The organism is Micromonospora sp. A3M-1-15, from assembly GCF_024213425.1.
GTDB classification, from domain to species: domain Bacteria; phylum Actinomycetota; class Actinomycetes; order Mycobacteriales; family Micromonosporaceae; genus Micromonospora; species Micromonospora chersina.
The window spans coordinates 1,270,201-1,291,398 of sequence record NZ_JANAVK010000001.1 but is presented as its reverse complement, the minus strand read 5'-3'; the positions used below and the strand labels follow the sequence as shown (position 1 = coordinate 1,291,398).

The 21,198-nt window shown below is 74.1% G+C and carries 25 protein-coding genes; 9 read left to right on the top strand and 16 right to left on the bottom strand.

Translation table 11 applies throughout. From position 1 onward, the window contains the following. Nucleotides 1-4 precede the first annotated feature (4 nt). Nucleotides 5-559 carry a hypothetical protein gene (locus tag NLX85_RS05925; RefSeq protein ID WP_254331992.1) on the bottom strand — a complete coding sequence of 185 codons (555 nt, stop codon included), beginning with the start codon at nt 557-559 and terminating at the stop codon, nt 5-7. A gap of 132 nt (nt 560-691) precedes the next feature. Between NLX85_RS05925 and NLX85_RS05920 the strand changes: the two genes are divergently transcribed. The 5 genes from NLX85_RS05920 to NLX85_RS05900 all read left to right on the top strand — a co-directional run bounded on the left by NLX85_RS05920 (nt 692) and on the right by NLX85_RS05900 (nt 4,153). Then, nucleotides 692-1,348 (top strand): response regulator transcription factor, encoded by a 657-nt coding sequence (locus tag NLX85_RS05920; protein WP_254331991.1) that lies wholly within the window; start codon nt 692-694, stop codon nt 1,346-1,348. Then, nucleotides 1,345-2,601, top strand: a complete 1,257-nt coding sequence (locus tag NLX85_RS05915; RefSeq protein ID WP_254331990.1) for a HAMP domain-containing sensor histidine kinase — start codon at nt 1,345-1,347, stop codon at nt 2,599-2,601. The genes NLX85_RS05920 and NLX85_RS05915 overlap by 4 nt, the downstream gene beginning before the upstream one ends. A 169-nt stretch (nt 2,602-2,770) precedes the next feature. Further along, nucleotides 2,771-3,478 carry a hypothetical protein gene (locus tag NLX85_RS05910; protein ID WP_254331989.1) on the top strand — a complete coding sequence of 236 codons (708 nt, stop codon included), beginning with the start codon at nt 2,771-2,773 and terminating at the stop codon, nt 3,476-3,478. A 13-nt stretch (nt 3,479-3,491) separates the two neighbouring features. Further along, nucleotides 3,492-3,752 carry a hypothetical protein gene (locus NLX85_RS05905; protein WP_254331988.1) on the top strand — a complete coding sequence of 87 codons (261 nt, stop codon included), beginning with the start codon at nt 3,492-3,494 and terminating at the stop codon, nt 3,750-3,752. Next, nucleotides 3,749-4,153: a hypothetical protein gene (locus NLX85_RS05900; RefSeq protein ID WP_254331987.1), complete on the top strand. Its 405-nt coding sequence runs from the start codon at nt 3,749-3,751 to the stop codon at nt 4,151-4,153. Before NLX85_RS05905 ends, NLX85_RS05900 begins: the two co-directional genes overlap by 4 nt. 3 nt (nt 4,154-4,156) lie before the next feature. Here the strand turns inward: NLX85_RS05900 and NLX85_RS05895 are convergent, their stop codons facing one another. The 5 genes from NLX85_RS05895 to NLX85_RS05875 are packed head-to-tail and all read right to left on the bottom strand — an operon-like array spanning nt 4,157 to nt 6,118. After that, on the bottom strand, nt 4,157-4,477 hold the full coding sequence (locus NLX85_RS05895) for a GYD domain-containing protein (protein ID WP_254331986.1): 321 nt from the start codon (nt 4,475-4,477) through the stop codon (nt 4,157-4,159). 1 nt (nt 4,478) lies between these two features. After that, nucleotides 4,479-4,700, bottom strand: coding sequence for a hypothetical protein (locus tag NLX85_RS05890; protein ID WP_254331985.1), 222 nt, complete (start codon nt 4,698-4,700; stop codon nt 4,479-4,481). A gap of 28 nt (nt 4,701-4,728) precedes the next feature. Beyond that, complete coding sequence (locus NLX85_RS05885; protein ID WP_254331984.1) at nt 4,729-5,334, bottom strand: dihydrofolate reductase family protein; 606 nt, start codon at nt 5,332-5,334, stop codon at nt 4,729-4,731. Beyond that, nucleotides 5,331-5,786 carry an SRPBCC domain-containing protein gene (locus NLX85_RS05880; protein WP_254331983.1) on the bottom strand — a complete coding sequence of 152 codons (456 nt, stop codon included), beginning with the start codon at nt 5,784-5,786 and terminating at the stop codon, nt 5,331-5,333. Before NLX85_RS05880 ends, NLX85_RS05885 begins: the two co-directional genes overlap by 4 nt. Continuing rightward, entirely contained in the window at nt 5,783-6,118 is a 336-nt protein-coding gene (locus tag NLX85_RS05875; RefSeq protein WP_254331982.1) for a helix-turn-helix transcriptional regulator, read from the bottom strand. The genes NLX85_RS05880 and NLX85_RS05875 overlap by 4 nt, the downstream gene beginning before the upstream one ends. Nucleotides 6,119-6,216: 98 nt before the next feature. Here NLX85_RS05875 and NLX85_RS05870 point away from each other — a divergent pair, with 98 nt between their 5' ends. Beyond that, nucleotides 6,217-9,684 carry an AAA family ATPase gene (locus NLX85_RS05870; RefSeq protein ID WP_254331981.1) on the top strand — a complete coding sequence of 1,156 codons (3,468 nt, stop codon included), beginning with the start codon at nt 6,217-6,219 and terminating at the stop codon, nt 9,682-9,684. Between the two features lie 80 nt (nt 9,685-9,764). On the opposite strand, the gene NLX85_RS05865 is transcribed toward NLX85_RS05870, so the two are convergent. Genes NLX85_RS05865 through NLX85_RS05855 form a run of 3 tightly spaced genes read right to left on the bottom strand, consistent with a single transcriptional unit; the run spans nt 9,765 to nt 12,211 of the window. Beyond that, nucleotides 9,765-10,619 carry an ABC transporter permease gene (locus NLX85_RS05865; RefSeq protein WP_254331980.1) on the bottom strand — a complete coding sequence of 285 codons (855 nt, stop codon included), beginning with the start codon at nt 10,617-10,619 and terminating at the stop codon, nt 9,765-9,767. Then, nucleotides 10,616-11,629, bottom strand: coding sequence for an ATP-binding cassette domain-containing protein (locus NLX85_RS05860; protein ID WP_254331979.1), 1,014 nt, complete (start codon nt 11,627-11,629; stop codon nt 10,616-10,618). Before NLX85_RS05860 ends, NLX85_RS05865 begins: the two co-directional genes overlap by 4 nt. Before the next feature lie 27 nt (nt 11,630-11,656). After that, nucleotides 11,657-12,211, bottom strand: a complete 555-nt coding sequence (locus NLX85_RS05855; protein WP_254331978.1) for an NADPH-dependent FMN reductase — start codon at nt 12,209-12,211, stop codon at nt 11,657-11,659. Nucleotides 12,212-12,344: 133 nt separating this feature from the next. Here NLX85_RS05855 and NLX85_RS05850 point away from each other — a divergent pair, with 133 nt between their 5' ends. Further along, a complete protein-coding gene (locus tag NLX85_RS05850) occupies nt 12,345-12,845 on the top strand; it encodes a GNAT family N-acetyltransferase (protein ID WP_254331977.1) in 501 nt (166 codons plus the stop codon). Nucleotides 12,846-12,902: 57 nt separating this feature from the next. On the opposite strand, the gene NLX85_RS05845 is transcribed toward NLX85_RS05850, so the two are convergent. The 4 genes from NLX85_RS05845 to NLX85_RS05830 form a co-directional block, all read right to left on the bottom strand. Then, complete coding sequence (locus NLX85_RS05845) at nt 12,903-13,073, bottom strand: hypothetical protein (RefSeq protein WP_254331976.1); 171 nt, start codon at nt 13,071-13,073, stop codon at nt 12,903-12,905. 17 nt (nt 13,074-13,090) lie between these two features. Beyond that, nucleotides 13,091-14,167, bottom strand: coding sequence for a glycosyltransferase family 2 protein (locus NLX85_RS05840; protein ID WP_254331975.1), 1,077 nt, complete (start codon nt 14,165-14,167; stop codon nt 13,091-13,093). Nucleotides 14,168-14,410: 243 nt separating this feature from the next. Beyond that, nucleotides 14,411-15,394: an aldo/keto reductase gene (locus NLX85_RS05835; protein WP_254331974.1), complete on the bottom strand. Its 984-nt coding sequence runs from the start codon at nt 15,392-15,394 to the stop codon at nt 14,411-14,413. Nucleotides 15,395-15,458: 64 nt separating this feature from the next. Continuing rightward, nucleotides 15,459-16,208 carry an SDR family oxidoreductase gene (locus NLX85_RS05830; RefSeq protein ID WP_254331973.1) on the bottom strand — a complete coding sequence of 250 codons (750 nt, stop codon included), beginning with the start codon at nt 16,206-16,208 and terminating at the stop codon, nt 15,459-15,461. Nucleotides 16,209-16,311: 103 nt separating this feature from the next. Between NLX85_RS05830 and NLX85_RS05825 the strand changes: the two genes are divergently transcribed. Next, entirely contained in the window at nt 16,312-17,148 is an 837-nt protein-coding gene (locus NLX85_RS05825; RefSeq protein ID WP_254331972.1) for a helix-turn-helix transcriptional regulator, read from the top strand. 47 nt (nt 17,149-17,195) lie between these two features. Here NLX85_RS05825 and NLX85_RS05820 read toward each other — a convergent pair whose 3' ends face one another. Then, entirely contained in the window at nt 17,196-18,050 is an 855-nt protein-coding gene (locus NLX85_RS05820; protein ID WP_254333659.1) for an aldo/keto reductase, read from the bottom strand. A 169-nt stretch (nt 18,051-18,219) separates the two neighbouring features. Continuing rightward, the gene (locus tag NLX85_RS05815; protein ID WP_254331971.1) at nt 18,220-19,401 is read right to left on the bottom strand and encodes an endonuclease; all 1,182 of its coding nucleotides are present in this window, start codon (nt 19,399-19,401) and stop codon (nt 18,220-18,222) included. 316 nt (nt 19,402-19,717) lie between these two features. Here NLX85_RS05815 and NLX85_RS05810 point away from each other — a divergent pair, with 316 nt between their 5' ends. Then, a complete protein-coding gene (locus tag NLX85_RS05810; RefSeq protein ID WP_254331970.1) occupies nt 19,718-20,221 on the top strand; it encodes a hypothetical protein in 504 nt (167 codons plus the stop codon). Here NLX85_RS05810 and NLX85_RS05805 read toward each other — a convergent pair. After that, nucleotides 20,203-21,195 (bottom strand): LysR family transcriptional regulator, encoded by a 993-nt coding sequence (locus NLX85_RS05805; RefSeq protein ID WP_254331969.1) that lies wholly within the window; start codon nt 21,193-21,195, stop codon nt 20,203-20,205. The genes NLX85_RS05810 and NLX85_RS05805 overlap by 19 nt on opposite strands. Nucleotides 21,196-21,198 lie beyond the last annotated feature (3 nt).

Here is a 21,198-nt window from a genome sequence, read left to right as displayed (position 1 = left end):
GCGCTCACTGCGTCCTCTTCATCAGCAGCGGCGCGTCGCCCTCGCGGCACTTCTCCAGCGCGGCCCGCGTGGTCGGGTTCTCCGGGTCGATGTTGGCGCCGCCCTTGAGCTCGATGCTGCCGTCGGGGCCCGGGTCCGGGAAGTCCGGCACGCCGTTCTCCCGCATGCACCGGGCCAGCTTCCGCACCTTCTCCACCTGCTCGGGGTCGAGCTTGAGTGCCTTGCCGCCGTTGGGCATCAGGCTGCGGCACTGCTCCATGGCCGCCTGGACCTTCTCCTTGTCGGTCCCGGCGGGCATCCGGATGCGGAAACCACCGCCCTCACCGGGCTCGGGGTCGGGGAAGTCCGGCACCCCGTTCTCCCGCATGCACTTGGCGAACTCGCGCTGCCGGTCCTCATCGCTGACCGGCGCGATGCTGGCGCTGGGCGAGGCCCCGCCCGCACCGCCGCCGGCCGTGGCCACCCGCTCCCCGTCCCGGTCGGTACCCGCGCAGCCCGCGGTCGCAAGACCCAGCAGCAGGGGCAGGACGAGCAGTGTGCCCGACATTCGTCGGCGCATGGCACAACTCCTTCCTCCCGGCCGGCGCCGATCGCCGGCCGATACGGACGAGTCGACCGCAGCGGCGGTATCCCGGGCGTAACCGCCGGCGTTAACGCCGCCGTTATCCGTGGGCGCGGCACCATGGGGGACGTGCGAGTGCTTGTGGTCGAGGACGAGACGCTGCTGGCCGACTCCATCGCGGAGTGGCTGCGCCGGGAGGCGTTCGCCGTGGACGTGGCCTACGACGGGGACGCGGCGCTGGAACGGCTCGGCGTCACCGACTACGACGTGGTGGTGCTCGACCGGGACCTGCCGGTGGTGCACGGCGACGACGTCTGCCGGGCGGTGGTGGACAGCGGTGCCGAGACCCGGGTGCTCATGCTCACCGCCGCCGCGGCCGTGCGGGAACGGGTGGCGGGGCTGGCCCTCGGCGCGGACGACTACCTGGTCAAACCGTTCGCGCTGGTCGAACTCTCCGCCCGGGTGCACGCGCTGGCCCGGCGGGCCCGGCCGGCGGTCCCGCCGAGGCTGAGCCGGGCCGGCATCGTGGTCGACCCGGCGCGCCGGGAGGTCTACCGGGACGGCCGGTACGTCGCGCTGTCGCGCAAGGAGTTCGCGGTGCTGGCGGAGTTGGTGCGGGCCGGCGGGGCGGTGGTCTCCGCGGAGGAGTTGCTGGACCGGGCCTGGGACGAGCACATCGACCCGTTCACCAACGTGGTGCGGGTGACCGTGATGAAGCTGCGCCGCAAGCTCGGCGACCCAGAGGTGGTCGAGACGGTGCCGGGAGTGGGGTATCAGATCCCATGAAACGACTGACCATCCGGGCCCGGCTGACCCTGGTGCACGGCGGGCTCCTGCTGCTCGCCGGCGTGGTCCTGCTCGGCGTCACGTACGTGCTGGTCGACCAGCGGATGCGGGAGCCGCTGACCGACGTGAAGGCCCAGATCGTCCAGACCCCGTTCGGCAAGCTGCCCGGCGTGGGCGCGGCCGATCAGCTGCGGATCCTGATCCAGGAGGCCCAGGACGAGGCGAAGCGGAACGCGTTGGAGTCGCTGCTCACCCAGGGCGCGGTCGCGCTGCTGCTGATCTCGGCGGTCGCCCTCGGCTTCGGCTGGCTGATCGCCGGGCGGGCGTTGCAGCCGCTGCACCAGATCACCGGCACCGCGCGGCGGATCGCCGCCGCCGACGCCGGCGGGCGGGGGCTGCACGAGCGGATCGCGCTGCGCGGGCCGCGGGACGAGGTGAAGGAACTGGCCGACACCTTCGACCTGATGCTGGAGCGGCTCGACCGGTCCTTCGACGGCCAGCGGCGGTTCGTGGCGAACGCGTCGCATGAGCTGCGTACCCCGCTCGCGCTCAACCGGTCGTTGCTGGAGGTGGCGATGTCCCGGCCGGGGGCCTCCGCCGAACTGCGGCAGCTCGGCGAGACCCTGATGGCGGTCAACGAACGCCACGAGAGGCTCATCGACGGGCTGCTCACCCTGGCCGACTCGGAGCAGCAGGTGGTCGACCGGACGCCGGTCGACCTCGCAGAGATCGCCGGTCACCTCCTCGACCAGGTGGCCGGCACGCCCGGGCCGGCCGTACGCCGGCGGCTCGCGCCCGCCCCCACGGCCGGTGACCCGGTGCTGCTGGAGCGGCTGACGCAGAACCTGGTGGAGAACGCGGTCCGGCACAACCTGCCGACCGGCGGCGAGATCGACGTGAGCACCGGCACCATCGACGGCCGCGCCACCCTGGTGGTGGTCAACACCGGACGGGTGGTGCCCAGCTACGAGATCGAGGCAATCTTCCAGCCGTTCCGGCGGCTCCACCACGACCGGGTGGCCGCTTCCCGGCCGGATCCCGAGCGGAGCGGCGCGCGCGACCGGGCCGGCGCCGGGCGGGGCTTCGGGCTGGGCCTGTCGATCGTGCGGGCGGTGGCGCAGGCGCACGGCGGCGCCGTGCACGCCGAGCCCCGCAACGGCGGCGGGCTCGTCGTGACGGTGACCCTGCCATGCCTGGGCGCGGCCGTCCCCGCCCAACCGGCGCGTACGCTGCCCGCCGCCGCGCGCGGCTGACGACGCGCGCCCGACGCCGCCCGTGAATGGATGTCGGACGGCACAGGAACGGTCATTCACGCCGCCGGGGATTCCCGGACTTCCTGTCGGCCTCCCGTCACGCGGAGTGTTCATCTGATTCGTCTCGGTCGATAGCGTCGGTGCACTGGCCGTCGACGAAAGGCCGACGATGAACGACAACGCGTACCCGCTCTCACGCCGGCGGCTGCTCGCCGGCGCGGCGGCGGCCTCGGCGGTCACCGTGACCGGCGTGGCCGGCGCCCCGACCGCCGCCGCGGCGACCCCCGCCCGAGCCACCACCGCGCTGGTCACCCGGGACCGGATCGCCACCGCGGCGCTGCGTGCTCCCGACGGCACCGCGGCGGCGGTCCCCTTCCAGGCCGACTTCCACGCCCGGCTGGCCACCTGGCTGGCCTTCTGGTCGGCGAACTCACCCCGCGCCTGGAGCACCCCCGTCCAGGTGGTCGGCCGGGTCGCGCCGGCCGGCGACGCCCTCACCCTGCACGCGATCCGCTACCGGCGCGACGACGAACTGCGCGCCGGCTTCGCGGCGGGGCGGCGGGACGCCAGCCACACGGCGACCCTGGCCAGCCTGCACCACCACTTCCCGAGCGTGCGCGTCCTGCCGGACGGGACGGTCCGGGTCGGCGACGGGCCCGCCGGGTTCACCGGCGCGCCCGGGCAGGTCGCCTTCGCGGTCGCCGCCTGCCGGGAGCTGTGGGGCGACGGCGACGCCACCGCCGCCCGCTGGGCGGAGCACGCCGGCCGGGCGCTCGCCCGGGCCGGGCAGCCGGCCGACGCCGCCTCGCACGCCGGCTGGGCGGCCTTCACCCGGATCAGCCTGCGCCGCGGGCTGGGCACCGAATCGTACGAGTGACCGGAGGAAACACATGTCCCGCAACGAGTTCCGGTTCGTGGTCGACGGCGTCGACCTGACCCCCGAGCAGCAGACCCTCATCGCCGGCGAGATCCAGAAGGCCGGCCTGGCCGCCCTGGGCACCGCCAACGCCAAGCTGAGCAGCCCGCTCACCCTCGGCCACGGCAACCTCAAGCTGCGTCCCGAGTGGTACGGCCTCTGGGTGCTCGACGGCCCGTTCGCTGAGGACCTCGGCCAGAAGATCAACGACATCGGCTTCTGGATGCAGCGGTGACCGACGTCGTCGGACGGACCGACCCGCCGGAGCGGATGTGTCCGAGCACGCCGGCGGCGAACGCCACCGTGTTCCTCGGCATGATCACTCCGGCGGGGCGGGTCGCGTACGTCACGCCGGCGGTGCCGGCCGAGGTGGCGCTCGCCGCGGCCGGCGGCTCCGACGCCCCGGTCGAGTCCCGCTTCCGGCTGGCCGGCCCGTGCGTCACCTCGTCCTGCGGCTTCTGGACCGGCGAGCACTGCGGCCTGGGCGCCCGGATGGCTGCCTCCTACGCGGAGACGGCCGAGCCGGGTGCGGAGCAGCTGCCGAAGTGCGCGATCCGGCGTACCTGCCGGTGGTTCGCCGAGCAGGGGCCGGCGGCCTGCCCGGCGTGCTCGCACGTGGTCACCGACGCGCGCTGACGCTCAGTCGCCCGGCGGCGTGTAGTCGGTCCGCGTCCGGGTCGCCTCGTCGACCTCGGCCGGGGTCAGCAGCGGGGTGACCCGGGTCCGCAGCCCGCGGGCCGCGCCGATGTGCATGGCCAGCGCGGCGGCGGTGCGGTGGTCCGGCAGCTCGCACAGCACGTAGGTGTCGTCGTCGGCGAAGGCGAAGTGCATCGACAGCAACTGCCCGCCGGCGTCCTCGACCAGCTTCCGGACCACCTCGGCACGCTTGGTGCCGCCGTCGCGCGTCAGCCCGTCGATCCCCTCCCGGGTGTAGACGGACCGCAGCAGGAACGCGGGCATCTCAACTGTTGCCTTGCCGCTGCACGCGCTGCGCGCCCTCGACCTTGGCCCGGCCCTGATCCCGCTCGCTGCCCCCGGCGCCGGTGGCGGTGTGCAGCTGGTGCCGCTTCCCCGTGCGTTCCATCCCCGAGCCCTGGCGGCCCGGGGCGCCGCTGCCCGGGTTCCGCCCCGCCCGCGCCGACTCGCCGCCCGGATCGTGCTTGTTCTGCTTGTGGCTACCCATGGGCCGCGGTTACCCGCTGCCTCCACCGCTAGTCATGGCCCTGGGCGTGATCCCGGTCCGTGTCACGGGCGTAGTGCAGCAGCAGCGCCCCGGTGCCGGTCGGTTCGCAGCGGGTCAGCCGGAACGCGGCCAGGGTGCCGTCCTCCGGCCAGATCCGCTTGCCACCGCCGAGGCGGACCGGATCGACCATCAGCCGCAGCTCGTCCACCAGATCGTGGGCGAGCAGGGTGGCCGCCAGGTCGGCGCTGCCGATCACGTGCAGCTCACCCTCGCCCCCCTTGAGCAGCCCGGCCACCGCCGGCACGTCCGGCAGCACCGACGAGTCCGCCCAGCCGGGGTCGGTGAGGCTCGACGAAACCACATACTTGGGCTTGTTGTTCAACGGGTCGGCGACCACCCGCTCGGGCCCGGTGACGTGCGGCCAGTGCGCGGCGAACCGGTCGTAGGTGCGCCGTCCGAAGAGGAACGCCGAGGCGGTGGTGAGCTGGTCGACCACCCACTGCCGGGAGCTGTCGTCGAACCAGCGCAGGTGCCAGCCGCCGTGCGCGAAGCCGCCGCTGGGGTCCTCGTCGGGCGCGCCGGGCGCCTGCACCACCCCGTCCAGGCTCATCCACTCGACCACCACGAGCCTCACGCCGCCACCTCCGCGAGCTTGTCGAGCGCCGACGCCCACCCGGCGCCGACGCCGCCGGCCACCTGCGGCAGCGCCGCGGCCAGGTCGTCGAGCCTTTCGTGTACGAGGGTGAGCGCGGTCCCGCCGGCCGGGTTGCCAGCCAGGGTGACGGTGAGCAGCGAGTCGAAGCGCGGTTCCGTCTCGCGCCGCGGGCCGACGAAGCCCCAGCGCCAGACGATGCGCCGGTCCTGCTCCAGCTCGACGATCTCGCAGTCGAACCCGCCGACGTCGGTGCCCGCGTCGTCGTGCCAGATCCGGTAGCGCCCGCCGACCCGGGGCTCCACCTCGGCCCGGGTCACGGCCAGGCCGCCGGGCGCCATCCAGCGGCGCAGCAGGTCGGGGTCGAGCCAGGCCCGGTAGACCTTGTCGGGTGGGGCGGGGAGGTCGCGGTGCAGCCGTACCACGGTGCTCATGAGGTGGTCCCTTCCTCGGTCAACAGCGCTTCGAGGGCGTCCAGCCGGTCGGCCCAGTGGCGCTGGTAGAAGTTCAGCCAGGCCGAGGCGGTGGCGAGCGGGGCGGCCTCCAGCCGGCAGACGTGCCGTCGGCCGGTGACGGTCCGCGTGACCAGGCCGGCGCGCTCCAGCACCTGCACGTGCTTGGAGGCCGCGGCCAGCGACATCTCCAGCGGCGCGGCCAGCTCGCCGACGGTCAGCTCCCGCTCGGCGAGCCGGCGCAGCATGGTGCGCCGCGCCTCGTGCGCGAGGGCGTGGAACACCGCGTCCATCCCCACCGGATCCTCAACCATGTGGTTGAACATAGCGGCTGCGTCCCGAATGTTCAACCACATGGTTGAGCTTCCTCGTGTCCCGCGATGTCGGACCGGTCGACTACCGTCGGGAGGTCATGGAGCCGCGGTTCGGCGAGGCGATCATCGGGCGGGAGCACCCCGCAGCCCTGCTGCGCGCCGAAGTGGACCGGGTGACCGCCAGCCACGGCGGCCTGGTCCTGGTCACCGGCGAGCCGGGCATCGGGAAGACCACGCTGGTCAGTGCCGCCGCCGACGAGGCCCGGCGGCGCGGGGCGCTGGTGCTCGGCGCCGCCTGCTGGGACTCCGACAGCGCCCCCGGCTACTGGCCCTGGGTGCAGGTGCTGCGCCGCCTGGGCCGCCGGCCGGACGACTGGGCCCGCGCGCAGGAGGCCGCCGGGCCCGGGCTCGCGGCGCTGCTCGGTGAGGGCGCCGGCGCCGACTCGGCCGGGGACGGGCCCTCCGACGACGGCGGCCAGGCGGAGTTCGCCCTGCACGACGCAGTGACCACCGCGCTGGTGGCCGTCGCCCAGCACCGGCCCGTCGTGGTCGTCCTCGACGACCTGCACTGGGCCGACCCGGCCTCGATGCGGCTGCTTCAGTTCGCCACCCAGCACACCTGGTTCGAACGGCTCCTGCTGGTCGGCACCTACCGCGACGCCGAGGTCGAGTCCGGCGACCACCGGCTCCGGCCGCTGCTGCTGCCGTTGACCGCGAAGGCCACCACCATCACCCTCACCGGGCTGGCCCGCGACGAGGTGGCCGCGCTGATCCGCCGCACCGCCGGGCGTGAACCCGGCGCCGACCTCGTCGACGAGGTGCACCGGCGCACCGGCGGCAACCCGTTCTTCGTCGAGCAGACCGCCCGGCTGTGGCACACCGACGGGCTGGCCACCACCATCGCACCCGGCGTACGGGAGGCGGTGCGTCGCCGGCTCGACCAGTTGCCCGCCCCGGTGGTCGAGGCGCTCACCGTGGCCGCCGTGCTCGGCCGCGACTTCCACCGCCAGGTCCTCGCGGCCTGCCTACCCGGCCCGGCCGCACAGGTGGACCGGCTGCTCGACCGCGCCGCCACCGCCCGGCTCGTGCTGCCCCGGGGCGACGGCCGGTTCGCCTTCGCCCACGACCTGGTCCGGGAGACCCTCTACGACGGGTTGACCGACGCCGAGCGGCATGCCCGGCACGCCGCCGTCGTCCGCGCCGTCGACCGGTCGGCGGCGCTCGCCGAGCGGCTCATCCCGGCCGACCTGGCCCGCCACGCCTGGCTCGCCGGCGCCGACCTCGACCCGGCGCGCGCCGTGGAGCTGCTGGTCGCCGCCGCCCGGGACGCCGGCGGCCGGCTGGCCGTGGAGGAGTCGGCGCAGCACTTCCGCCGCGCGCTGGAGGTCGCCGACGAGCCGGCCCGCCGGGTCAAGGTGCTGCTGGAGCTGGCCCAACTGCTGCACCACGTGGGCACCCAGGAGGAGGCCGAGCGGCTGCTCCTCGACGCCGCGGAGCTGGCCCGCCCGCTCGACGAGCCGGCGCTGCTGGCCCGCGTCGCGCTCACCGCCCACCGCCAGGAGACGGCCGCCCGCCGCCGCGTCGACGCCGACGCGCTGGTCGGCGAGGCGTACCGGCGGTTGATCGGCGAGCCCGAGCCGGGGCGCGGGACGAGGGCCCTGGTCACCGACCTGATCACCGCCACCGAGACGCTCGCCCGGCACGGCCGCGACGACGAGGCGCTCACCTTCAGCCTGTGGGCCCGGCACGACACCACCTGGGGGCTCGGCACCGCCGAGGACCGGGCCGTGGTCACCGCCGAGATCCGGGAGGTGGCCCGCCGCACCGGCGACCGGGAGACCGAGCTGTGGGCGACCTCGCTGCGCTGGGTCGCGCTGCTGGAACTGGGCGACCCGCGCTACCAGGACGAACTCACCGCCTTCGTCACCGGCTGCCGGCAGGGCGAGGTCGCCCGCCAGCGGATGGCGGCGGCCATCGACAGCGGCATCATCGCCGGCTTCCGCGGCGACTTCGCCGCCGCCGACACCCACTTCGCCGAGATGGACGGGTACGGGGAGTGGGAGCACTCCGACCACGCCTACATGGGCCAGCACCTGCGCTGGTGCCTGCTGCTGCTCCGGGGCCGCCTCGCCGAGGCCGGGGCGCTGCTCGACGGGCCGGAGGCGGCCTCCCACCCGCAACTGGAGCTGCTCCGGGCCATCACGGCCGCCGAGCGGGGCGACACGGAGACCGTGCTGCGGCTCACCACCGGGATCGAGGCGGCCGGCACCACGTACCCCCGTCCGGTGTCGCCGTTGTGGGTGCGGCTGCGGGCGCAGGCGGCGGCAGCGGGCGGCGACCCGCGCCGCTGCGCCGAGGCGCGGGCGGCGCTGGAGCCGCACCGGGGCCGGTGGCTGGCCGCGCTCTTCGGCTGCGACATCAGCGGCCCCGTCGACCTCTGGCTGGCCGCCGTCGACGCCGCCGAGCGGCGCTGGGACGACGCGGTCGCCGGCTACGCGGCGGCCCGCGACGCCGCCGACCGGATGGGCGCCCGGCCCTGGTCGCTGCTCAGCCGGGCCGGGCTGGTGGCCGCCCTGACCGCACGGGGGCGGCCCGGCGACGCGGCCACGGCCGCCCGGCTGCGCGCCGACACGGCGGCCGAGGCGCGGGCGCTCGGCATGACCCAGGTCCTGCACCGGCTGGGTGAGATGCCCGTCGCCGCCGCACCCGGGCCAGGACGACCGGATGCCGGCCCGGCAGTCGCGGTGCTTGCCGCGGCCGGAGCGGGTCCCCCGGCCGGCGGCCCAGCAGGTCCGGGCAGCGGCGGCTCAGCCGGTCCCGGCGGCGCTGGCCGGGCCGGCGAGGCGGGGCCGGGACTCCCGGGTTCCGGCATTGTGGGCGGTGAGCTGGCCGGTGAGGCGGGGGCGGGCCTCGCGGGTTCCGGCATTGTGGGCGGTGAGTCGGCCGGCGAGGCGAGGGCGGGCCTCGCGGGTCCCGGCATTGGCGGCGGTGACCCGGCCGGTGCGGCGAGGGCTGCCGTCGTGCCCGAGTTCCGGCGGGACGGGGCCGTGTGGCGGCTCGCCTACGGCGGCACGGTGGTGCACCTGCCCGACGCCAAGGGCCTGCACGACCTGCGGCTGCTGCTGGGCCGGCCCGGCGTCGACGTGCCCGCGGTCGAGCTGCTCGACCCCGCCGCCGGCCCGGAACTCGTCGCCGCCCGCCGGCTCGGCGGCGATCCCGTGCTGGACGACGAGGCGAAGGCCCGCTACCGGCAGCACCTGCGGCGGCTGGACGACGAGATCGACCGGGCCGCCGTACGCGATGACGCAGCGAGGCTGGCCGCCCTCGACGCCGAGCGCGCCGCGCTGCTCGACCAGTTGCGCGCCGCCGCCGGGCTGGCCGGCCGCAGCCGTCGCCTCGGCGACCAGGCGGAGCGGGCCCGCAAGGCGGTGACCGCCCGGATCCGGGACACCCTGCGCCGGATCGACGAGCGCCACCCGGTACTCGGGGCGCACCTGCGCGAGTCCGTCGCCACCGGCAGCGCCTGCCGCTACCTGCCGCCCGAGCCGGTGCCCTGGCGGCTCTGACCGCCGCCCAGGTCGGAGGGCGGAGCCGGTGACCGAAGCCGGGGTCGGGGGTGCCGTGCGACGGCACCCCCGGCCCGGGGTCAGCGGCGGTTGTAGCGGTACATGGTCAGGGTGCCGAAGACGACCACGAACCCGGCGCTCCACAACAGCAGCCACAGGGTGTTCGTGGCGTCCGTCGACCCGCCCATCGCGGCGCGTACGGCCGCGACCAGGTGGGTGACCGGGTTGGCCTTGACGAACGCCTGGAGCCAGCCCGGCATGGTGGCCGGGTCGACGAAGACGTTGCTCAGGAAGGTCAGCGGGAACAGCACCATCATGCTGACCCCCATCACCGACTTCTCGCTGCGCAGCACCAGGCCGAAGAACGTCCACACCCAGGAGAACGCGAACGAGAAGACCACCAGCAGGCCGATGCCCGCGAGTACGCCGACCGGCCCGCCGCCGGGCCGGAACCCGAGCGCCAGCCCCACACCGAGGATGACCAGCGCGGCGAGCACGTAGCGCAGCACGTCGCCGAAGATCATGCCGACCAGCGCGGCGGGCCGCCAGACCGGCAGGGTGCGGATCCGGTCGAAGACGCCCTTCTCGATGTCGTTGTTCAGCCCGACGCCGGTGTACATGGTGATCATCACGACGCTTGTCACCATGATGCCGGGCAGGAAGAACTGCAGGTAGTCCCGCGGGCTGTCGGCGAGCGCGCCGCCGAACAGGTAGGTGAACATCAGCACCATGATGATCGGGAACGCGGTCACGTCGAAGAGCTGCTCCGGCACGTGCTTGATCTTCAGCATCGCCCGCCAGCCGAAGGTCAGCGACGCGGACAGCGCGCCCGGCCTCGGCGGCCGCTCGCCCGGGGCGAGGACCGTCGCCAGCGCCTCGGCGGACGGCACGTAGACGGACGGCGGCCGCCCGGTCGTGGTCGCGGTCTCGCTCATCGGGCTGCCTCCAGTTCGTCGTCCCGCTCGTCCGTCGTCACGGCGCGGTGGTCGGTCAGGGCCAGGAACACCTCGTCCAGACTCGGCTGGCCGAGGGAGAAGTCGTCCACCACGATGCCGGCCCGGGCCAGCTCGCCGAGGGCCCGCGCGGCCTGCTCGCCGGCCTCCAGGTCGGTGCCGTCCTCGCCGACCCGGCAGGTGAGCACCACCGGGTCCGCCTCCAACTGCACCGGTACGCCCAGCGTCGTCCGCAGCACCTGCTCGGCCCGGGGCCGCTCGCCGGCGTCGCGCAGTCGTACGTGGACGGTGCCGGAGCCGACCGACGACTTCAGCTCGCCCGGGGTGCCCTCCGCGATCACCCGGCCGTGGTCGACCACCGCGATCCGCCCGGCGAGCTGGTCGGCCTCGTCCAGGTACTGGGTGGTCAGCAGCACGGTGGTGCCGTGCGCCACCACGGCCCGGATGATCTCCCACACCTGGTTGCGGCTGCGCGGGTCCAGCCCGGTCGTCGGCTCGTCCAGGAAGAGCAGGTCCGGGGTGTTGAGGATGCTGGCCGCGATGTCGATCCGGCGCCGCATCCCGCCCGAGTACTTCTTCACCTGCCGCCCGGCCGCCTCGGTAAGCCCGAACGCGGCGAGCAGGCGGTCGGCCCGCTGCCGGGCCGCCGGCCGGCCCAGGCCGAGCAGCCGGCCCAGCAGGACCAGGTTCTCCGCCCCGGTGAGGTCCTCGTCGAGCGAGGCGTACTGGCCGGTCAGGCTGACCCGGGCGCGGACCGCGTCCGCCTCCGCGACCACGTCGTGGCCGAAGACGCGGGCCCGCCCGCCGTCCGGGCGCAGCAGCGTGGCCAGCACCCGTACCGCGGTGGTCTTGCCGGCGCCGTTCGGCCCGAGCAGCCCGTAGACGGTGCCCGCGGGGACCTGGAGGTCCAGGCCGTCGAGCGCGCGGGTCGAGCCGAACGACCGGACCAGGCCGTCGGCCTCGACGGCCGGGCCGGTGTTCCGGTTACCCATGATCACTACCTCTCTTCGTCGGTGTTCTCAGGAGACGTACGGGCGCGCCGCGCGGCCCTCGCGCAGCGCCAGGCCCCACCAGCAGAGCTCGTCGAGGAGCACCCGGACGTCCTGCCGGAGCTGCTCCTCGGCCCGCCCCGTCGGCTCGCCGTCGAGCAGGTCGACGCCGACGGTGTCCCGCACGGTCATCGCGTGCAGGGCGGTGAACACGGTCCGCAGCTGGTCGACCGCGTGCAGGCCGACCGACCGGCAGCCGTACGACACGAAGCCGACCGGCTTGGCCTGCCACTCGTCGTAGGCGTAGTCGATCGCCTGTTTCAACGAGGCCGGGAAGCTGTGGTTGTACTCGGGGGTGACCACCACGAACGCCTCCGCGCGGTTCACCTCCTGGGCGAACGACCGCATCGCTTCCGTGGGCTCGGTCGGCAGGCTGGCCGGGAAGTCGTATCCGGCCAGGTCGAGCACGGTCACGGCCAGGCCGTCGCGCCGGCGTGCCTGCGCGACGAACCAGCGACCGATCCGGTCGCCGATCCGCCCCTCCCGGGTGCTGCCGATGATCACGGCGAGCCGCAACGGCGTCATGCTCCCCTCCCCGCTGGTGTCGGGCCTCACCCCGCAGGCGCCAGACGCCGGCCGACAGGCCGCCAGATCGGATCTGGCGGACGCGTGTCGGGGGCGGCTGCTTCAATCGGCGCGGGGACGAAGGGGGGACGGCATGACCGAGGTACGCCTCACGCGGTGGAGCGCCGACGACCTGGCGCTGCTGCGGCAGCTCAACGCGCCGGAGGTGCGGGCGCACACCGGCGGCCCGGAGACCGACGAGCAGGTCCTCGCCCGGCACGAGCGCTACCTGCGCGGCCCCGGCCCGCGCAGCGGGCACATGTTCACCGTCGGGCTGCCCGACGGGACGAAGGTCGGCAGCGTCGGCTACTGGCCGCGGGAGTGGCGTGGCGAGCCGGTCTACGAGATGGGCTGGGCGGTGCTGCCGGCGTACCAGGGGCGGGGGCTGGCGAGCGCGGCGGTGCGGGCGCTGATCGCGGAGGCCGCGGCGCACGGCGACCGGCGCTTCGCGCACGCCTACCCGTCGGTGGACCATCCGGCGTCGAACGCGGTGTGCCGCAAGGCCGGGTTCACGCTGCTGGGCGAGACGGAGTTCGAATACCCGCCGGGGCACCTGATGCGGTCCAACGACTGGCGCGTCGACCTGACCGGTTGAGGTGATCAGGGGCCGCGGCGCGGCCGCCGAGGGCCACCGCGCCGCGGCAGGGACAGATCAGCTGGCGCGGGCCTTACGGCTCCGGATGCTCGGGGCGAGGCGGAGCAGGGCCGTGCCGGCGATCAGGAGCGTCGCGCCGGCCACCAGCGACCACGTGATGCTGACGCCGGTGACGGGCAGGGAGGCCGAGCAGCCGGCGGCGGCAGCGGCGCATCCACGCTGGTACATGATGAGTGCCTTTCTTCTCAGGAATTGATCCACACGCGGTCGGTTCCGCGCACGGTCTCGGCCAGTGCTCGCCAGTAGGCGAACGACCTGACCTGCTCGTAGCACCACTCGGGAAGCAGCGCGGCGGCGGTGAGCAGTGCCCACCGGCCCTGCCGGCGGACGGTCAGCGCGCGCTCGAGCACGAACACGGCGGTGAGCGCGAGCCAACGGGGGTCCCACGGGACGAAACCGATCAGGAACCACCCCGCGACCAGGCTGGCCAGGTAGAGCGGGACGAGGAGCGAAGTGGTGTAGATGCCGAGCTGCCGCAGCCAGTTGCCGGCGTTCCACCAGTGCACGCCGTACAGGCGCAGCGAGTCGAGCATGCCGCGCTGCCAGCGGACCCGCTGGGCGATGAGGGCCTGGACGGTCGGCATGGAATCGGTGGTGGCCTCGAATCCGGGGGCGACCCGGGGGCGGTAGCCCAGCGACCGGACCGCGAATGTCATCTCGATGTCCTCGGTGGCCGGGTCGCGGTGGTACAACTCGCCCCGATAGCCGGGCAGGTCACCGGCGGCGCGGGCGGCCAGGATCCGCCGGACCACCGGGACGGGGAACAGGGTGGCCACCCCGGACAGGACGACGGCGTGGCCGCCCTTGCGCCAGACCCAGCGGGAGAAGCGGGCGTATTCGTTGCCCTGAAGGATGTCCAGCAGCCGGGGCTGGCGGTCCAGCCGGTAGTCGGCGCAGACCGCGCCGACGCCCCGGCGCTCCAGTCCGCGGATGGCGGCGGCGACCGCACCGGGCGCGAGGATGCTGTCCGCGTCCGTGACCAGCAGCATGTCCTGGTCGTGGAGTTGCGGCAGCAGCAGGTTGACGGCCCAGTTGAGGGCGCCCGCCTTCTTGTGCGGGTTCGGGCCGGGCATCTCCCACACCTCGGCCCCGGCCGCCCGCGCGACCGCGGCCGTGTCGTCTGAGCAGTTGTTCGGCACCACGACCAGCCGGTCCACGGGCCGGGTCTGTGCCTGGAGGGCGTGGATAGTTGCGGCGATGGTGCCCGCCTCGTTGTAGGCGGGCACCACCACGAAGACCCGCTTGTGGCGATAGGTGCTCATGGGGCAGCCGCCCCTGAAATCGTCCACATCTGTGCGTGGGCCCCGTTTCCCGTCGCTGGACTGTCACGTCGGTTGCTTCCGGTCCGGCCGCAGAGCGTGCCGGGAGCAACCCCGCTACATCCACCTAACGAGAGACAATGTCGGGAGTCATTCTCAATTGTGGTCGCATCGGGCAGGCGGACGGCCGACAGGAACGCGCCGAACGGTGGAGTTTCGCTGCACCGGCCGGCCGGCGGCCCGCGCCTACCGCGCCGTGTCCAGCCGGGCCCGCTGCTCGCCGGTCAGTTCCAGGTCGACCGCCGCGAGGCTCTCCTCCAGTTGCGCCACCGAGGAGAAGCCGACCAGCGGGATGGTCGGCACGTCGCCGCCCAGCAGCCAGGCGAGCACCACCTGGTTGACCGTCGCCCCGGTCTCGTCGGCCACCGCGCGCAGCGCCGCCAGCCGGGCCGGGGTGCTGGGCAGGGCGTACTCCTCGCCGAGGCGTTCCGGCTTCGCGTACGCGCCCTTGAGCAGCGGCGAGTACGCCACCAGGGTGAGCCGCGGCTCGGCCCGCAGGTAGCTGGCCAGGTCCGGGCCGACCCAGCCGACGTCGCCGTCCGGGTCCAGCTCGCTCGGCACGTCCGGTCGCCGGGCCAGGTAGCTGCGGTGGTACTGGAGCACCTCGTACCCGGGCAGGCCGGCCGCGGCGGCGAGGGCCCGGGCCCGCTCGACCCGCCAGGCGCGGTGGTTGCTCGCGCCCAGCAGCCCGACGGTGCCCTCGGCGACCAGCTCCGCGAAGCCCTGGACCGTCTCCTCCAGTGGCACGGTCCGGTCCTCGATGTGCGCGTAGAGCAGGTCGAGCCGGTCCACGCCGAGCCGTTCCCGGCTGCGCTCGGCCGACTCGCGGATCACCTTGGCCGACAGGCCCTCGGCGTTGTCCACGTAGCTGGTGCCCGGGGCGAGGGGACGGGCGCCGAGCTTGGTGGCGATGACCACCTCGCCGCCGACGCCACGGCTGCGCCGCCAGCGGCCCAGCAGCTCCTCGCTCTCCCCGCCCTGGCCCCCGTTCTGCCAGAACGCGTAGTTGTCCGAGGTGTCGATGAAGGTGCCGCCGGCCTCGACGTACCGGTCGAGGATGGCGTACGAGGTGGCCTCGTCGGTGGCGGTGCCGAAGAGCATCGCGCCGAGGCTGAGCACGCTGACCTCGCGGCGGGTGGCGGGATCGGTGCCGATGGTGCGGTATCGCATGGATTCCTCCCCGTCAGAACGGTGCCACCACCCTCCACCTTCGAGTGCGCGCGAAGTCAACCGCTCACCAGGGGAGCACCCCGTAGCCGCCGCCGGCGTCCATCTGGTAGCCCCAGAGCAGGCCGCTCGGCGCGTCCGCCGGCAGGGTCGCCAGGTGCACGCTCACCTCCGCGCCCTCCTCGGCGGTGCGGAACCCGCTGTGGTGGTTGAGGTCGGTGGCGCAGTAGCCGGGGTTGGCAGCGTTCACCTTGATCGGGGTGTCCCGCAGCTCCTTGGCGTACATGGCGGTGACCATGTTCAGCGCCGTCTTCGAGGACGGGTAGGGGATCGAGGTCAGCGCGAACAGGGCGCCCTTCGGGTCGGTCATCACGGCGATCGAGCCGACCTCGCTGGAGACGTTCACGATCCGGGCGGCCGGCGCCCGGCGCAGCAGCGGCAGCAGCGCGTTGGTCACCGCGACCACGCCGAACACGTTCGTCTCGTACACCTCGCGCAGCGTGTCCAGGATGGTCTCGCTGGGCAGCCCGGCGCCGTCGGCGCGGATGATCCCGGCGTTGTTGACCAGCACGTCCAGGTGACCGTACTCCAGCTCGACCAGCTCGGCCGCGGCGGCGACCGACGCCGCCTCGGTGACCTCCAGCGGCACGAAGCGGGCGTCCACCCCCTCGGCGCGCAGCTTGTCCGCCGCCTCCCGGCCGCGCGCGGCGTCGCGCGCCCCGACCAGCACGGTCATCCCGCGCGCGCCGAGCTGCCGGGCGGTGGCCAGGCCGATTCCCTTGTTGGCCCCGGTGATCAGGGCGATCGTCGTCGTCATGGGGTCGAGGCTGCCGCCGGTCGCGGACCGGCGGGAGAGGCCCGCCGAGGCTGGTACCGGCGGTACCACCTCCGGCGGCCGGCGATGCGGCAGGCTGGGGGCCATGAGCACGCTGCGCCGCGACGAACTGGCGGACTTCCTGCGCACCCGCCGCGACCGGTTGCGCCCCGCCGAGGTCGGCCTCCCCGAGGGGGTACGCCGCCGCACGCCGGGCCTGCGCCGCCAGGAGGTCGCCCAGCTCGCCGGCATGTCCATCGACTACTACATCCGGCTGGAGCAGGGGCGCGGGCCGCATCCCTCCCGGCAGGTGCTCGCCGCGCTGGCCCGGGCCCTGCTGCTCACCCGGGACGAGCGGGCGTACCTGTTCCGGCTGGCCGGGGAGACCCCGCCGGAGCCGACCGGGCCCAGCCGGGAGGTGCCGCCGGGCATGCGGCACCTGCTCGACGCGATGACGGAGACGCCCGCCTACCTGGTCGACGCCGCGTACGAGGTGCTGGCCTGGAACCGGCTGGCCGCCTGGTTCGTCGGCGACCTGTCGGCGGTGCCGGCCGGCGAGCGGAGCATGGTCCGCTGGATGTTCGGCCGGACGGTGCCCGAGTCGCACTGGGCCGACCCGGAGGTGCTGCGCTTCGCCCGGACCACCGTGGCCGACCTGCGGGCCGCGTACGGCCGCTACCCGGCCGACCCGGCGCTGGCCGCGCTGGTCACCGAGCTGCTCGGGCTCTCCCCGCGGTTCGCCGCGCTCTGGGCCGAGCACGAGGTGGGGGAGCGGCGCCCGACCGTCAAGCGGGTCGCCCACCCGGAGCTGGGCCCGCTGGAGTTCGAGTGCCGGGTGCTGCACGTGCCGGAGACCGACCAGCGGCTGATCGTCTACGTTCCCGCGCCGGGGTCGCCGACCCAGGCCGCGTTCCGCCGGGTCGCCGAGCGGGTCGACTCCTGAAGCCGCGACCGGGGCCCGGTGGCCGGGCCCCGGTCGCGGTGACGGCTCTATCGGGGGACGTAGTCGAAGGTGTCCGGGTTCGGCCCCTGCCGGCCCGGCTCGCCCTTGTCGAGGCCGTTGAGCCGTTCCATCGACGCGTCGTCCAGCTCGAAGTCGAAGATCCGGAAGTTCTCCTCGATCCGGCTCGGCGTGGTCGACTTCGGGAAGACGATGTCGCCGCGCTGCACGTGCCAGCGCAGCACCACCTGCGCCGGCGTCCGGCCGACCTCCTCGGCGATGTCAACGACGGTCGGGTCGTCGAGCACCTTGCCCTGGGCGATCGGGGACCACGCCTCGGTGAGGATGTTGTGCGCGCTGCCGTACGCGCGCACCTCCTCGTTGCCGAAGTACGGGTGCGCCTCGATCTGGTTCACCGCCGGCACGATCTCCGCCTCGGCGGCCAGCCGCTCCAGGTGGGCCACCTGGAAGTTGGAGACGCCGATCGACCTGGCCCGGCCGTCGCGCTGGAACTCCTCCAGCACCCGCCACGTGGACACGAAGTCGCCGTCGTAGAGGGTCGGCAGCGGCCAGTGGATCAGGAACAGGTCGACGTAGTCGAACTTCAGCGCCTGGAGGGTCGACTCGAACGCCTTGCGGGCGTCGTCCGGGCGGTGGAAGCCGTTGTTCAGCTTGCTGGTGACGAAGACCTCGCTCCGGTCCAGCCCGGAGGTGCGGACGGCCTGCCCGACCTCGGCCTCGTTGCCGTACATCTCGGCGGTGTCGATGTGCCGGTAGCCGACCTCCAGCGCCGTGCCGACGGCCTGCACGGTGTCCTTCGGGTCGATCTGGAAGACCCCGAAGCCGAGCTGCGGGATGGTGTTGCCGTCGTTGAGCGAGATGTCGGGAACGCTGTTCGGGGCCATTGGAAGCCTCATCTCCGATCGTCCGGGTGCCCGGGAACGCTTCCACGCGTGGGTGCCGGGCCTGCCACCAGCGTTCTCTACCCGCTCGGTCCGGATCGTCACGGCCGTGGCCGGGTGATCTGCGCCAACCGGCCGCCGGCGCGGGTCGGGCCCGCGCCGACGGCGCCGGTCAGCCCCAGATCGCCCGCGCCCACTCCGGGTGGTCGACGAACGGGTTCCGGTTGCCCTGCCAGCGTTCGTAGATCCGCTGGTTGCGCCGCCGCTCGAAGGCGTCCGGCGGGTCGAGGTCGTTCCAGGCGAGCAGCTTGGAGATCCGCCCCAGGTAGGGGGCGCTGCCGTTGCTCACCGAGTCGTTCGGCTCCAGGTTCGGCCAGCCGTCGTCACCCTCGTACCGGATCGCCATGTAGAGAATCATGCGGGCCACGTCGCCCTTGACCGCGTTGCGCGGCTCGAAGGAGTCGGCGTCGGTGTAGCAGCCCGGCGCCTCGGCGACCGTGCTGCCGCCCGAGTCGAAGTCCTTGTTGCCGCGCAGCGAGTTGACCGACACGTCCTCCGGGCGCAGGTGGTGCACGTCGGTGCCCGGGCCGTTGGCCGTTCCGAAGTCGCCGTGCGACTTGGCCCAGACGTGCTCCCGGTTCCAGTCGTCCACCCCGCCCCCGTTGCTGCTCTTGCTCTGCGAGCGTCCGCTGTAGAGCAGAATCACGTTGGCGGAGTTGGCCGGATCCTGGTCGGTGTCCTTGAGCGCCTCCCACACCTGGTCGTACGAGAGGGTGGTCTGCACCTTGATGATGGCGTGCAGCGAGCCGCGCAGCGCCGTCCCGGTCCTGCCGACGGCGGCGGCGTAGTAGGTCGAGTCGTACGGGCCGCCGATGCCGGTGGGGCTGGGAGAGGCGGTCGGCGACGGGGTGGTGCCGCCGCCGAGGCTCATGGCGGTCGGGTTCTTCAGCCCGCCGTGGCTGAAGTAGGCGGTGAGCGTGCCGGTCGCGGTGATCTGTCGGCCGCGCAGCGACGGGTTGGTGAGCAGGCCGAAGCTGCTCCGCCACTCGGCGGTGACCTGCACGTAGAGCATCCGGCCGGTGCTGGTCTCGGTGGCCGTGTCGGCGATGGCGATCGCGGTGTCCGCGGTGTAGTTGGCGGTGATCACGGTGGTGGTGGCGGTCGGCTGGCCGATCACGTAGCCGGTCACGGTGGCGCTGCGGCCGTCCTGGGCGGCCAGCGCCTGCGCCACGGTCAGGGTGGTCGCCGCGGACGCCGTGCCGGTCACCACCACCGGGGTCACCACGGTGACGGCCAGCACGATGGCCGCGATCAGCCGCCCGGGTCGCGAGCGGGTGACGCTCCTCATATCCATGAACGGCGATGCTAGCGGGCCGGGGGTGAACTCGGGGAGATCAGGAGGGCAACTCTGCGTCCTGGCCGGCCTCGAAGAGCACCGGCCAGGGACTGCCGCCAGGGTTCTCTACCCGCTCGGCCCGGCTCGTCGCGGCCGCCACCGGGTGATCTCTGCAGCATGCCGCCGGCAGCGCGGGCAAGGTCGGCGGCGCACATCGGCCCGGACTACTCCTGTGTGTGCGGGACATATATTGGCCCACATCGATGCTTGGTAGGAATCCTGCAAGTCGTTTCACCGTCTTGCAGGACTCCATCGCCACGGGAACGGGAGCGTCATGTCGTCCATCCGAACCGGTCTGCGTCGTCGCCTGCTCACCCTGCTCACCGCCACCGCCGTCACCGTCGGCGCCGCGCTCGGCCTGGCCGCTCCGGCCTGGGCGATCAGCCACTCCAGCGCCACCTCACAACTCCGCGCCGCCGGGATCTCCTGGACCTCCAGCGGCAACTGCAGCGACCGCTACGTCTCCACCTGCACCTCGTTCGAGGGCATCCGCCAAGCCACCATCGACGGGATCATCACGTTCAAGCGGGCCAGCGGCTGCGCCATCACCATCACGGCCGGCACCGAGGTCGGTCACGCGAGCGGCACCTACAGCCACTGGAACGGCTACAAGGTGGACATCGCCCTGAGCACCTGCATCGAGAACTACATCACCTCGCACTACGCCTACGTGGGCTACATCTCCGGGTTCGGCTACCAGTACCGCGCCGCGTCCGGCAACCTCTACACCAAGGAAGGCAACCACTGGGACATCCTCTACTACACCTGCGGCTGCTGACCGGCGCTCCGCCCGCCCTGGCCGGCCTCGAAGAGCACCGGCCAGGGCCGGGCGGCCGACGCGAGCGCCGCCGTCGCCGGTGGCGGCTCCGCGGCGGCCAGCACCTCGGCCGCGAGCTGCCCGAACATCGGGGCGGCGGGGTGCCCCGCCCGGGCCGGCCAGGCGGCCGAGGTGCGCTTCACCAGCGGCGCGCCGACCAGCGGCCGCCAGGCGACCCGCGGCTCGCGGCGGGCCACCGGCTCCGGCTCCAAGGCGACCGCGCCGCCGGCCAGCAGCAGTCCGAACAGGAACTCCGGGTTGCGGGCGGGCCGGACCCGGGCGGGCACGAAGCCGTGCCGCCGGCAGACCGCCAGCAGGTGCCCGTGCCAGCCGGGCGCGGTGGCCGGCGGCGCGGTGATCAGGTCCAGGCCGGCCAGGTCGGCCAGTTCCACCTCCCGGGCCCGGGCCGCCGGGGCGGCCCGGGGCAGCAGCACCCCGACCGGCGCGTCCACGGCCGGGCCGAAGCGCAGCCCGGCCTCCTCGACCGGGTGGTGCAGCAGGCCGACGTCGAGGCGCCCCTCGGCCAGCATCCGCCGCTGCTCGGCGCTGGTCAGCTCGTGCAGGTCCAGGTCGAGCCCGGGCGCCCAGGCGGCCAGCCCGTCGAGCAGCGCGCGCAGCGTCACGGCCGGGGTCTCCGGGGGTACGCCGGCGCGCAGCACGCCGAGCGCGCCGCGGCGTACCTGGTCGACGAGGTTGCGCAGCCGGCGCTCCCCGGCGAGCAGGTCGTCGGCCTCGCCGAGCAGGAGCTGGCCGGCCGTGGTGAGCCGGACCCGGCGCTGTGACCGGTCGAAGAGGGTGGCGCCCAGCTCGCGTTCCAGCCGCTGGATCGACTGGCTCAGCGGCGGCTGCGCCATGCCGAGCACCTCGGCCGCCCGGCCGAAGTGCAGCTCCCGGGCCACCACCACGAAGTGCCGCAGGTGTCGCAGCAGGTCCACGAC